The sequence below is a fragment of the Janthinobacterium sp. LS2A genome, from assembly GCF_036543145.1.
In the GTDB taxonomy this organism is placed as follows: domain Bacteria; phylum Pseudomonadota; class Gammaproteobacteria; order Burkholderiales; family Burkholderiaceae_D; genus Janthinobacterium; species Janthinobacterium aestuarii.
Genome location: NZ_JAZHPB010000009.1, coordinates 128,030 through 141,311, shown reverse-complemented (window position 1 = coordinate 141,311; position 13,282 = coordinate 128,030). Strand labels below are relative to the sequence as shown.

Here is a 13,282-nt window from a genome sequence, read left to right as displayed (position 1 = left end):
ATTGTGCGATATTCCGCCCGTCCGCCGCTGTTTCTTCCCGGCTGGCGCGGCTCACCTTATTTTATTGGCATTATGCAAAACACCCTGCTGTTAGTCGACGGTTCCAGTTACCTTTATCGTGCCTTCCATGCGCTGCCCGACTTGCGCAGCCCGGACGGCTATCCCACAGGCGCCATGCACGGCATGGTCAACATGCTGCGCCGTTTGCGCGCCGATTACCCGGCCGCCTACATCGCCTGCGTGTTCGATGCCAAGGGTAAAACTTTCCGCGACGACATGTATCCAGAGTACAAGGCGACGCGCGCCTCGATGCCGGACGACCTGCGCTTGCAGATCGAACCGATCCACGAAGCCGTGCGCGCCATGGGCTGGCCGATTTTGATGGTCGACGGCGTGGAAGCGGACGACGTGATTGGGACCCTGGCCGTGCAGGCGGCCGCCGCCGGCATGAACGTGGTGGTGTCGACGGGCGACAAGGACCTGGCGCAGCTGGTCAACAGCCAGGTGACCCTGATCAATACCATGAGCAATGAAAAGCTCGACGAAGCAGCCGTGCTGGTCAAATTCGGCGTGCCGCCGAACCGCATCATCGATTATCTGTCGCTGATCGGCGATACGGTCGACAACGTGCCGGGCGTATCGAAATGCGGTCCGAAGACAGCCGTCAAATGGCTGACCTTGTACGACAGCCTGGAAGGCGTGATGGAAAACGCGGCCAGTGTGGGCGGCGCCGTCGGGGAAAACCTGCGCACGGCCCTGCCATGGCTGCCGCAAGCGCGCGCCTTGATCACCGTCAAGACCGATTGCGATTTGTCCGGGCACATGACAACGATCGCCGACTCGCTGGTGGCGAAACACGAAGACAAGGAAGCGCTGCTGGCCTTCTTCAACCGCTACGGCTTCAAGGCCCTGCTGCGCGAACTGGGCGCGGCGCCGCCGCCGATGTCTCCCGTTGGCGCACCGACAGTTGCCGGTGCCACCATCGCGAATACGACGGGCGACATGTTCGCCGATGCCTCGCCGGCAGTGGAAGCCGTGTATGAAACCGTGCTGACGGATGAACAGCTCGACAAATGGATCGCGCTGATCGATGCGGCGCCCCTGACGGCTGTCGACACGGAAACCACGTCGCTGGAACCGATGACGGCGCAAATGGTCGGCATTTCCCTGTCCGTTGCCGAACACAGCGCCTGCTACATCCCGCTGGCCCACGATTACGCGGGCGCGCCGGAACAGTTGACGCGCGAACACGTGCTGGCGAAACTGCGCCCGTGGCTGGAAGATGCCAACAAGCCCAAGCTGGGCCAGAACCTGAAATACGACAGCCACATCTTCGCCAACCACGGCGTGACCCTGCGCGGCATCGCCCACGATACCCTGCTCGAATCGTATGTGTTCGAGTCGCACAAGAAACACGACATGGACAGCCTGGCCCTGCGCCACCTGAACTATACGACGATCCCGTTCGAGGACGTGTGCGGCAAAGGCGCCAAGCAGATCACGTTCAACCAGGTGGAAGTGGAACAGGCGGCGAAATACGCGGCCGAGGATGCCGACGTCACCTTGCGCCTGCACAATGCCATGTGGGGCAATGTGGCGGGCGATGACAAGCTGACCTTCATCTATGAAAAGATCGAGATGCCGACGGCCGTGGTCTTGCAAAAGATCGAGCGCAACGGCGTGCTGATCGATGACGAATTGCTCAACATCCAGTCGGCCGAGCTGGCCGTGAAAATCCTGGAACTGGAAAAGAAGGCGTATGAACTGGCCGAGCAGCCGTTCAACCTCGGTTCGCCCAAGCAGATCGGCGAGATTTTCTTTGAAAAGCTGAAACTGCCGGTGGTCAAGAAAACCCCGACGGGCGCGCCTTCGACGGATGAAGAAGTCTTGCAAAAGCTGGCCGAGGATTATCCATTGCCCAAAGTGCTGCTTGAATACCGCGGCATGGCCAAGCTGAAGTCGACCTACACGGACAAATTGCCGAAGATGATCAACGTCACGACGGGCCGCGTGCATACGAACTATGCGCAAGCCGTGGCCGTGACGGGGCGATTGGCATCGAACGACCCGAACTTGCAGAATATTCCCATCCGCAGCGCGGAAGGCCGCCGCATCCGCGAAGCCTTTATTGCGCCGCCCGGCAGCCACATCGTCTCGGCCGACTATTCGCAAATTGAATTGCGCATCATGGCGCATATCTCGGGCGACGAAGCCATGCTGCGCGCGTTTGCCGACGGCATCGACATTCACCGCGCCACGGCCGCCGAGATCTTTGGCGTGCCAGCTGCGGAAGTGCAGAGCGAGCAGCGCCGCTATGCCAAGGTCATCAATTTCGGCCTGATCTACGGCATGAGCGCGTTCGGCCTGGCCGGTAACCTGGGCGTGGACCGTACAGCCGCGCAAAGCTATATCGACCGTTACTTCGCCCGTTTTTCCGGCGTGAAACAGTACATGGAAGACACGCGCCAGCAAGCAAAGGCGCGCGGCTACGTGGAAACCGTGTTCGGCCGCCGTTTGTGGCTGCCGGAAATCAATTCGCCAAACGGCCCGCGCCGCCAAGGCGCCGAACGGGCGGCGATCAACGCGCCGATGCAGGGCACGGCCGCCGACCTGATCAAGCTGGCCATGATCGCAGTGCAAGGCTGGCTGGAAACGGACAACTTGCAGACGAAGATGATCATGCAGGTGCACGATGAACTGGTGCTGGAAGTGCCTGACGCCGAGCTCGAGCTGGTCAAGCGCAAGCTGCCGGAACTGATGGCCAGCGTGGCCGCGCTGAAGGTGCCGCTGACGGCGGAAGTGGGCGTCGGTAAAAATTGGGACGAAGCGCATTAACAATGTGGCATAGCAGCAATGACCGTAGGTCGGCTTAGCGCGCAGCGCGTAAGCCGACATTTTTTGTCAACACATCTTTCAGGAGAAACGCATGAGCGACATGATCACCGATTGTGAAAGTTTGCTGGGCCAGAGCAGCTTGTCCGGGCCGGATGGCCGGCGTGGTTTCCTGAAGGTGGCGCTGGGCACGGGCTTTGCCGTGGCCGTGCTGCCCGTGGCGGCGCAAAACGTCATCAAGACGGATTCCGCCGGGCTCGTCACGGGCAGCATGTCGGTGATGGTCGATGGCCAGGCCGTGCCCGTGTATGCGGCGCAGCCGGAGGGTAAAACGGGTTTGCCCGTGGTACTGGTCATTTCGGAAATCTTTGGCGTGCATGAACATATCGCCGACATGGCGCGCCGTTTCGCCAAGCAGGGTTATCTGGCGCTGGCGCCCGATCTGTTCGTGCGCCAGGGCGACCCGACCAAAGTGGGCAGCATCCCGGAGTTGATGAAAGGCATCATCGCCAAGACGCCGGACGCGCAGGTGATGGCGGACCTCGATGCGGTGGTGGCGTGGGCGAAACAGAATGGCGGCGACACGAGTCGCCTGGGCATCACGGGTTTCTGCTGGGGCGGGCGCATCACGTGGCTGTACGCGGCGCACAATCCGGCCGTCAAGGCGGGCGTGGCCTGGTATGGCCGCCTCGTGGGCGAGCCCAATCCCTTGCAGCCAAGCAACCCCATCGATATCGCCGCCACCTTGAAGGTCCCCGTGCTGGGCTTGTATGGCGGCAAGGATACGGGCATCAGCCAGGAATCGATCGCGAAGATGAAGGAGGCGCTGGCCAAGGGCGGCAACAAATCGGAGTTTGTCGTGTACCCCGATGCGGGCCACGCCTTCAATGCCGATTACCGTCCCAGCTACGTGGCGGCCGATGCGAAAGACGGCTATGCGCGCTGCCTGGCCTGGTTCAAGCAGCACGGCGTGGCGTGATGCCGCAACAGAAAAACACCGCATTTCCCAGAAGTTGGCGCGAAAGGCGCACCGGGCTGTAAAATGCCCGCTGCGCGCCAATGCAGTACAATTGCATCTTCATCGCGCGACGCTGCCGCCAAACGCGCAAAAAATTAAACAATAGATAACAACGCATTCATCAGGCCAGACGCCAGCATCGCGGGCGCCAGTGACCCGGCGCCATTTTGAGGTAAGAAAATCATCGATCCCGTCCTTATATCCATTTTGCTCGCGACCACGATCGCGGGCGTGTTGAGCATTACCGCGGCGGCGATCTTTTCGTTTGCATTCCTGTCCAAAGTGGTCGAGCGTATGGTCAGCTTGTCCGTCGGCATCATGTTGTCGACGTCCTTGCTGCACGCCTTGCCCGAAGCGTTCGAATCGCAGGCGGATCCGCGCACCCTGTTCGCCACCCTGCTGGCCGGCTTGCTGGCCTTTTTCATGCTGGAAAAATTCGCCATCCTGCGCCATTCGCACCACCACGAAGGCGATGGCCACCACCATGCGCACGGCCACGACAAGCACGAGGCGGGCAAGGCCGGCTGGATGATACTCGTCGGCGACGGCATGCACAATTTTACGGACGGCATCCTGATCGCGGCCGCCTTCCTGGCCGACCCGAAGCTGGGCCTGGTGACGGGCCTGGCCATCATCGCGCATGAAATCCCGCAGGAAATCGGCGATTTCATCGTGTTGCTCAACGCCGGTTTCTCGCGCCTGCGCGCCTACATCTTCAACCTGCTGTGCAGCCTGATGGCGGTGGCGGGCGGCCTGCTCGGCTATTTCACCCTGGACCGCGCCAGCAATCTGATTCCTTACGTGCTCGTGTTCGCCTCGTCCGGCTTCATCTATATCGCCTTGTCCGACCTGATGCCGCAGATGCAGCGCCGCGCCACCTTGCGCGAAACCATTCCGCAAGTGCTCTTGATCGCGCTGGGCGTGTGCATCGTGCTGTTCCTGACGCACAAGCGCCACGGCGGTTGATGTACTGACTGTGTGGGTGTAGTATTGCCTTTCTGACTAACTTGCACAGAAAGGAGGAAAATATGGAAATTTTTATGCTCGCCCTATGGGATGCGCGTTCTTTAAGCACATTTGCCAGCTCTTGCCCACGTTCTATCGCGCTGCGATAACCTGGCCAGAGCAAAGTTACCCTCCTCCACGAGTCCTTTCCTGGTACTCCGTTGTCGTTAGCGCTCCTGTTAACGCGGATGCTTGCATCCCGAACAAAGACAAGAGCCATGACTACCCTTATCTCGACACAAGCTTTACAGCTGGATACCCACGACGGTTTCCTGTTCAACGAACTCGCCTTTACCTTGCGCCAGGGCGACCGTATCGGCCTGATCGGCCACAATGGCTGCGGTAAGTCCACCTTGCTGGGCTTGCTCAGCGGCACGCGGGAAGCGACGTCCGGCACCATCCATGTCGCCCGTGCCTGCCGCTTGCAGCACGTGGAGCAGCATTTGCCAGCCGAACTTGCCAGCCTGAGCCTGTACGACGCCTTGCTGGCGCCCGTGCTGGATCAGCCTGAGCTGCATTGGCGGGTCGACAGCCTGCTGGCCGAGCTGGGTTTCGACCAGGAAACCGCGCAAGTGCCCGTGCATTCTTTATCCGGCGGCCAGCACACGCGATTGCTGCTGGGGCGCGCCCTGCTGCAGGAACCGAACGTGCTGCTGCTCGACGAACCGAGCAATCACCTGGACTTGCCGTCGCTGCTGTGGCTCGAGCAATTCCTGCTGGCTTGGCGCGGCGCCTTCATCCTCGTCTCGCACGACCAGCGCCTGCTCGACAACGTGGCCACGCGCAGCTGGATCTTGCGCGATAGCCGCCTGTACGATTTCGACTTGCCGTGCGGCCCCGCGCTGGCGGCGCTGGCCGAAGCGGACATGGCCGCTGCCGCCCGGCATGCGGCCGAACAGAAGGAAATCGACCGCCTGGCCGTCAGCAGCACCCGCCTGGCCATGTGGGGCAAGGTCTACGATAACGTCGGCATGGCGCGCAAGGCCAAAAACATGCAGCGGCGCATCGACAAACTGCAGGATGAACAGTCGTTCGTCAGCGAGGGCGCACCGTGGCGCTTGAGCTTGCGCGGCAAGGCGCTGGCGGCCGACCAGCTGCTGGCGCTCGATGGCCTGGACGTGCGCGCCGTGCTCGCCTCGCCGCTGTTGTTCCACGTCGGCCAGCTGTGGCTGAAACCGGGCGACCGCATCGCCTTGCTGGGCGCCAACGGCAGCGGCAAGTCGTCCTTGCTGCGCCTGTGCTGGCAAGCGATACAGGCGCAGGAGGAGCGCAGTGACCTGCGCTACCACCACGCCGCCAACATCGGTTACTACGACCAGTCGCTCAAGCAGCTGTCCGATGACGCCGACCTGTCCGACGCCCTGTATCCGTTTGCCGTGCAGAACGAGGCCGCGCGCAGCCAGGTGGCGCGCAAGCAGGCCTTGATCTCGGCAGGTTTTCCCTATGCGCGCCATGGCCAGACGGTGGCGACCCTGAGCGGCGGCGAACGGGCGCGGCTGTTGTTCCTGGGCTTGTCGCTGGCCAGCTACCACTTGCTGCTGCTGGACGAGCCGAGCAATCACCTGGACATGCAGGGCAAGGCGGAACTGGGACAAGCCTTGCACGGCTTTGCGGGTGGCTGTTTATTGGTATCGCACGACCGCGACCTGATCGAGACGGCGTGCAACCGTTTTTGGGTGGTGGCCGATGGCCAGCTGGAAGAGTGGCCCGATGCGGCCAGCGCGTATGCACGGCTGAGTGTGGAAGATGGGCAGGCGTTGACGCCCGTGCCGCGCGTGGAGCATGCATCTGCGGTACTGGCGGATGTCGACGTGCAGCTGGAACGCTTGTGCGAACTGGAGCAATTGCTGGCGGAGGACCTGGCCCGCAAGCCGCGCCACCAGAAGCCGGCCAGCCAGCAGGCGTGGCTGGCGGAACTGGAACGCTTGAATCAAGTGCTGGGGATAACGTCGTAGTTATCCACTGGTAAAAGGTGGCGGACCAGTTGGTCCGCCATTTTTTTATTCAGTGCCCGTCGCCACAGGCCGCGCCGGATCGGCACACCATTCGCTCCACGAGCCTGGATACAGGGCCGCCCCCGGCAAGCCAGCCACTTCCAGGGCCAGCAAGTTGTGGCAAGCCGTGACGCCGGAGCCGCACTGCAGGACGGCCGCTTGCGGTGAGTCTATCAATGCGCTGAAGTCGCGTTGCAGTTCGTCCGCGCTCTTGAAACGGCCGTCGGCTTGCAAGTTATCCTTGAAGAAACGGTTTTTCGCGCCGGGGATGTGGCCGCCCACGGGGTCGATGGTTTCGTTTTCGCCGCGATAGCGGTCGGGTGCACGCGCGTCGATGACGGTCAGTGCCTGTGTTTCCAGGTTGGCGATGACGTCCTGCACGCTGACCGTGCGCGTCAGGCTGGTTTTTTCCGTGATGTTGCCGACAGGGCGGGGCGCTACCGGCGTGACCAGGGGCAAGCCTTGCGCCTGCCAGGCGGCCAGGCCGCCGTCGAGCACGGCGACGGCCGGATGGCCGAGCCAGCGCAGCAGCCACCATAAACGGGCGGCGAACATGCCGCCCTGGCCGTCATAGGCGACCACTTGCGTGTCGTCATTGATGCCCCAGCCGCGCAAGGTGGCCAGCAGGGCGTTGCGGTCGGGCAAAGGATGGCGTCCCGTAAAGTCCGCGCCGCGCGCCGTCTTGGGACCGGACAGGGCCGTGTCGATATCGGCGAACTGCGCGTTCTGGATGTGCCCGGCGGCAAACGCGTCGCTGCCCGCATTGGGGTTAAGCAAGTCGTGGCGGCAATCGAGGATCACCCAGTTGCTGTCGTTCAGGTGGCTGGCCAGTTCGCTGGCCTGGATCAAGGTGGTGTACATCGGAAACGCTCCTTTACACTTCGCTGGCAATCGGATCCGTGCGCGCGATCGCCGCGCCACGGGCCGTGTTGCGGGTATTGTAATAGGTTGCTGCGATGCCCGAAGCGAGAATGATGCCGATGCCGGTCCAGCCGTGCCAGTCGAACAGGTCGCCGAAGATCACCACGCCCCAGAAGCTGGAAAAGACGATGCCCGTGTATTGCAGATTTGCCACCACGAGGGTCTTGCCCAGGCGATAGGCGCGCGTCATGGCCATCTGCGCCATGGTGGCGCACAGGCCGATGGCGGCCAGCAAGCCGATGCCGTAGGCGCTTGTGTGCGCATGCCAGACGACGGGGCCGCCGCCGGCACTGGCCACGTGGCCGATCACGCCGGCGAGGAAATTAACGACCGAGAAATAAAATACGACCCGGTATTCGGGTTCGCCCAGCAAGCCCAGCTTGCGCACCTGCAAATAGGCGAGGGCAGACAGCATGCCGGAAATCAAGGCCGTAATGGCGCCGGCCAGCTGGTCCGTTTCGAACACGGGCTGCAGCAGCAGGGTCACGCCGACAAAGCTCATGGCGATGGCCGCCACGAGCGGCCACTCGACCTGTTTCATGCCTTTCCAGAAGCCGCCGGCCAGCAGGATCACGGCGATCCAGATGGGCGCCATGTAATTCAAGGTCATGGCCGTGGCCAGCGGCAGGATGGCGATCGCGTAAAACCACAGCCACAGGGCGATCACGCCCACCACACCGCGCCACAGATGCTGGCCCGGCATCGTGGTTTTAAAACTGCCGCCCTGGTAGAGGATGGTGCAGCTCATGACGATCATGCCGATGATGCCGCGGTACATGACGATTTCGGACGTCGAATACATATCCGACGCCAGCTTGACGCACACGCCCATGATGGCGAACATGAAACTGGCAAATAGCATCCAAAGCGATTGCATGAGAAATCCTGACGATGAAAAAGAAAAGGCCGCGCAATGCGGCCCTGGAGGGAATTACAGTTCGATATTATTGCGGTACCACTCGTGGAAATGCTGCATGCCATCTTCCATGGGCGACTGGTAAGGGCCCACTTCGCTGACACCGCGCGCCATCAGGGCCTTGCGGCCCGCATCCATGCGCAGGGCGATTTCATCGTCCTCGACGCAGGTTTCCATGTAGGCAACCCGTTCCGCTTCGACGAAGTCGCGCTCGAAGAGCACGATTTCTTCCGGATAATAGAACTCCACCACGTTGCGCGTCTTTTGCGGACCATCGGGCCACAGGGTCGAGACGACCAGCACGTGCGGATACCATTCGACCATGATGTTCGGATACAGGGTCAGCCAGATGGCGCCATACGGCGGCGCTTCACCGCCACGGAATTGCAACACCTGCTCTTGCCATTTCTTGTAGGCGGGCGAACCGGCCTGCTGCAAGCCGCGGTGCACGCCCACCGTTTGCACGCTGTAATCCTTGCCGAATTCCCAGCGCAGGTCGTCGCAGCTGACGAAGCTGCCCAGGCCCGGGTGGAACGGTTCGACGTGATAATCCTCGAGGTACACTTCGATGAAAGTCTTCCAGTTGTAGTCGCACTCGTGGATTTCCACGTGGTCGAACATGTAGCCGGAAAAATCGAGGTCTTTCGAGACGGACAAATCTTTCAATTTTTCCATCACGTTGTAGCCATTCTGTTCGAACAGCAAGCCATTCCAGCTTTGCAGCGGCGTTTTCGACAGGTTCAGGCACGGCGTCTCGGGGAAATGCGGCGCGCCGATCAGTTCACCCTTGAGGTCGTACGTCCAGCGGTGCAGCGGGCAGACGATATGGTTCGCGTTGCCGCGGCCGTTGAACATCAGCGCCTGCCGGTGGCGGCATACGTTGGACAGCACTTCGATGCCGTTGGCGTTGCGCACGAGCATACGCCCTTCGTTCTCAGACGCCAGGGTCGCAAAATCGCCGGTTTCCGGCACCATCAGCTCGTGCCCGACATAGCGCGGGCCGGCTTGGAACAATTGCTGCATTTCACGCTGCAACAGCGTTTCGTCAAAATAGACGTGGACCGGAAGTTGCGCGTTTGAGCGCGCCAGCTTGGCGTGAGTAGCCAGATCGGACATCCCAACCCCCCATAAATGTACAACGGTCAGCAGTGCCCCAGGCCATTCCCTGGGCAACCGCTACAGAGAGAAAGAATCCGCAAAGACCTGAATTCAAATTTGTTGAAACGGTATTTCGGACAGAACCGGCGATTATAGCGCGTATCGGCCTCGGCATTGCCAAAACCCCCCCGGTAAATAGTCTATTAATGAGAAACATTGTCATTTGGCGCGCAATTTCCGGTAGATGGGGACGATTGCGCTAAAATCCACTGACAAGCTGGCAACGCTATTGACTTTGAGCGCGCCGATTGCGCTTTAGTTTTCACTTAATAGTGTGGTTTGTTCTAAAATAACGCTTCTATGCTGGCCGGGAATCCCCGGCGTCTCCCTACAAGCCCCTCGTGCCACGAAGAGATCTGAGTCTATGTCGAAGAAATTAACTGCCGCTGCCGCAGCGCCGGCCTCGTTTGAAGAGGCGATGGCGGAACTGGCGCAGCTGGTAACGCAAATGGAAGCGGGCCAGTTGCCGCTGGAAGCATCGGTCGCGGCGTATCAGCGCGGCTCGGAACTGGTCAAGTATTGCGCTACCCAGCTCGACAGCGTTGAAGCGCAGGTGAAAGTTTTGGAAGGCGACATGTTGAAACCGTTCGTGGATGCCGGCGAGGCCGCCCAATGATGGCCAGCGTGCAACAAGACGGCGTCACCTTCGGCGACTGGATGCAATCGACCCAGTCCGGCGTGGAAGGCCGGCTCGACCAGTTCCTGCCGGCGGCAGATGTCGTGCCGCACAAGCTGCACGCGGCCATGCGCTATGCGCTGTTGGGCGGCGGCAAACGCGTGCGCCCGCTGCTGGTGATGGCGGCGGGTGAATTGTTTGATGCCGATCAAGATACCCTCGCGCGAGCAGCTTGCGCGCTAGAAATGATTCACGTGTATTCGCTCGTGCATGACGACATGCCATGCATGGATGACGATGCCTTGCGCCGTGGCAAGCCCACCGTGCACATCGCCTACGATGAAGCGACGGCCCTGCTGGTCGGCGACGCGCTGCAATCGCAGGCCTTCATGCTGCTGGCCGACGACGCGGCCATTCCTCCGGCGCGGCAGATGGCCATGCTCAAGCTGCTGGCGCACGCCTCGGGTTCGGCAGGCATGTGCGGCGGCCAGGCGATCGATCTCGACAGCGTCGGCCTGGCCTTGACCTTGCCGCAGCTGGAACAGATGCATCAGTTGAAAACGGGCGCCTTGCTGCGTGCGGCCGTGATCCTCGGCGCGCTGGCCGGCAAGGATTTGACGCCAGACGAGATGACGGCGCTGAACGCGTATGCGCGCGCCGTCGGGCTGGCGTTCCAGGTGGTCGACGATGTGCTCGACGCCACGGCCGACTCGGCCACCCTGGGCAAGACGGCAGGCAAGGATGCGGCTGCCAACAAGCCGACTTACGTATCGATACTGGGGCTGGAACCATCGAGAGCCCTGGCAGAACAATTGCGGTGCGACGCCCATGCGGCGCTGGCGCCATTCGGGGACAAGGCACGCCGTCTGCGCGAGCTGGCGGACCTGGTCGTGCAGCGGAAGGCATAAATGAAACTGTTAGAAACCATCAATGAACCAGCGCAAGTGCGCAAGCTGGCCCGCTCGCAACTGGTGCCGCTGGCCCAGGAACTGCGCAGCTTCTTGCTCGACTCCGTCTCCAAGACGGGCGGCCACCTGTCGTCCAACCTGGGTACGGTCGAGCTGACCGTCGCGCTGCATTACGTGTTCAACACGCCGCATGACCGCATCGTCTGGGACGTGGGCCACCAGACTTATTCGCACAAGATACTGACGGGCCGCCGCGAGCGCATGCATACCTTGCGCCAGAAAGACGGCATTTCCGGCTTCCCGAAGCGCGACGAAAGCGAATACGACACCTTCGGCACGGCGCACTCGTCGACGTCGATCTCGGCCGCGCTGGGCATGGCGCAGGCGGCCAAGATCAAGGGCGACCCGCTGCACGCGATCGCCGTGATCGGCGACGGTTCGATGACGGCCGGCATGGCGTTCGAGGCGATGAACAATGCGGGCGTGCAGGAAGACGTCAACCTGCTGGTGATTTTGAACGACAACGATATGTCGATCTCGCCGCCCGTGGGCGCGCTGAACCGCCACCTGGCGCGACTGATGTCGGGCCAGTTCTACGCGGCGGCGAAAAATGTCGGCAAGTCGGTGTTGCCCGGCCCCGTGCTGGAACTGGCGAAGCGCTTTGAGGAGCACGCCAAGGGCATGGTTGTGCCGGCCACCATGTTCGAGGAATTCGGTTTCAATTACATCGGTCCCATCGATGGCCACGACCTCGATTCGCTGATCCCGACCTTGCAAAATATCAAGCAGTTGAAGGGCCCGCAATTCCTGCACGTGGTCACCAAGAAGGGCCAAGGCTACAAGCTGGCCGAGGCGGAACCGATTTTGTACCACGGCACGCCGAAGTTCAATCCGGCCGAGGGTATCAAGCCGGCCACGGCGCCGGGCAAGATGACGTACACGGAAGTGTTCGGCAACTGGCTGTGCGACATGGCCGCGCACGACAAGCGCCTGGTGGGCATCACGCCGGCCATGCGCGAAGGCTCGGGCATGGTGAAATTTGAACAGCAATTCCCCAACCGCTATTTCGACGTCGGCATCGCCGAACAGCATTCCGTGACCTTCGGCGCCGGTCTGGCCTGCGAAGGCTTGAAACCCGTCGTGGCCATCTATTCGACCTTCCTGCAGCGCGCCTACGATCAATTGATCCATGACGTGGCCCTGCAAAACTTGGACGTGACGTTCGCGCTGGACCGGGCCGGCCTGGTGGGTGCCGATGGCGCCACGCACGCGGGCAACTACGACATGGCGTTCTTGCGCTGCATCCCGAACATGGTCGTCATGGCCGCGTCCGACGAAAACGAATGCCGCCAAATGCTGACGACGGGCTACCATTATCCGGGCCCGGCCGCCATCCGCTATCCGCGCGGCGCCGGTGCCGGCGTGGCCATCGTGCCGGAACTGACCAGCATTGAAATCGGCAAGGGCGAGCTCAAGCGCCACGGCAAGCGCATTGCCATCCTGGCCTTCGGTTCCATGGTGGCGCCGAGTGTCGCGGCAGGCGACAAGCTCGACGCGACGGTCGCCAACATGCGCTTCGTCAAGCCGCTCGACGTGGCGCTGGTGAAACAGCTGGCCGCGGAACACGATTACCTGGTGACGGTGGAAGAGGGCTGCATCATGGGCGGCGCCGGTTCGGCCGTGGCCGAAGCGCTGGCGGCGGAAGGCATCGTCAAGCCGATCCTGATGCTGGGCTTGCCCGACACCTTCATCGACCATGGCGACCCCGTGCAGTTGCTGAAAAGCGTGGGCCTGGACGCCACCGGCATCGCCGCCTCGATCGAGCAGCGTTTTGGCGGCACGCAGCCGCGCCTGGCTGTCGTCAGCTAAATTTATCTGTCGACAGGAAAAGCGGCACTGCGGTGCCGCTTTTTT

10 protein-coding genes are annotated in these 13,282 nt (G+C 61.7%); 7 read left to right on the top strand and 3 right to left on the bottom strand.

The annotated features are described in order from the left end of the window. The first annotated feature begins 72 nt into the window (after window positions 1-72). From polA to V3C40_RS23210, 4 genes are all read left to right on the top strand, one after another. Complete coding sequence (gene polA / locus V3C40_RS23225) at window positions 73-2,835, top strand: DNA polymerase I (RefSeq protein ID WP_331778642.1); 2,763 nt, start codon at window positions 73-75, stop codon at window positions 2,833-2,835. A gap of 91 nt (window positions 2,836-2,926) precedes the next feature. Beyond that, complete coding sequence (locus V3C40_RS23220) at window positions 2,927-3,811, top strand: dienelactone hydrolase family protein (protein ID WP_219329995.1); 885 nt, start codon at window positions 2,927-2,929, stop codon at window positions 3,809-3,811. 246 nt (window positions 3,812-4,057) lie between these two features. Continuing rightward, window positions 4,058-4,816, top strand: a complete 759-nt coding sequence (locus tag V3C40_RS23215; protein WP_046683425.1) for a ZIP family metal transporter — start codon at window positions 4,058-4,060, stop codon at window positions 4,814-4,816. Window positions 4,817-5,073: 257 nt separating this feature from the next. Beyond that, window positions 5,074-6,810 carry an ABC-F family ATP-binding cassette domain-containing protein gene (locus tag V3C40_RS23210; RefSeq protein ID WP_331778641.1) on the top strand — a complete coding sequence of 579 codons (1,737 nt, stop codon included), beginning with the start codon at window positions 5,074-5,076 and terminating at the stop codon, window positions 6,808-6,810. 45 nt (window positions 6,811-6,855) lie between these two features. Here V3C40_RS23210 and V3C40_RS23205 read toward each other — a convergent pair whose 3' ends face one another. From V3C40_RS23205 to V3C40_RS23195, 3 genes are read right to left on the bottom strand one after another with little or no spacing between them, the layout of a single operon-like run. Next, complete coding sequence (locus tag V3C40_RS23205) at window positions 6,856-7,710, bottom strand: sulfurtransferase (RefSeq protein ID WP_331778640.1); 855 nt, start codon at window positions 7,708-7,710, stop codon at window positions 6,856-6,858. Window positions 7,711-7,723: 13 nt separating this feature from the next. After that, entirely contained in the window at window positions 7,724-8,647 is a 924-nt protein-coding gene (locus V3C40_RS23200) for a DMT family transporter (RefSeq protein WP_139091716.1), read from the bottom strand. 54 nt (window positions 8,648-8,701) lie between these two features. Further along, window positions 8,702-9,802 carry an aromatic ring-hydroxylating oxygenase subunit alpha gene (locus tag V3C40_RS23195; RefSeq protein ID WP_331778639.1) on the bottom strand — a complete coding sequence of 367 codons (1,101 nt, stop codon included), beginning with the start codon at window positions 9,800-9,802 and terminating at the stop codon, window positions 8,702-8,704. A gap of 406 nt (window positions 9,803-10,208) precedes the next feature. Between V3C40_RS23195 and V3C40_RS23190 the strand changes: the two genes are divergently transcribed. Genes V3C40_RS23190 through dxs form a run of 3 tightly spaced genes read left to right on the top strand, consistent with a single transcriptional unit; the run spans window position 10,209 to window position 13,237 of the window. Beyond that, on the top strand, window positions 10,209-10,460 hold the full coding sequence (locus tag V3C40_RS23190) for an exodeoxyribonuclease VII small subunit (protein ID WP_046683420.1): 252 nt from the start codon (window positions 10,209-10,211) through the stop codon (window positions 10,458-10,460). 41 nt (window positions 10,461-10,501) lie between these two features. Further along, on the top strand, window positions 10,502-11,368 hold the full coding sequence (locus V3C40_RS23185; protein WP_331778692.1) for a polyprenyl synthetase family protein: 867 nt from the start codon (window positions 10,502-10,504) through the stop codon (window positions 11,366-11,368). After that, window positions 11,369-13,237 carry a 1-deoxy-D-xylulose-5-phosphate synthase gene (gene dxs, locus V3C40_RS23180; RefSeq protein WP_219329991.1) on the top strand — a complete coding sequence of 623 codons (1,869 nt, stop codon included), beginning with the start codon at window positions 11,369-11,371 and terminating at the stop codon, window positions 13,235-13,237. Window positions 13,238-13,282: the final 45 nt, after the last annotated feature.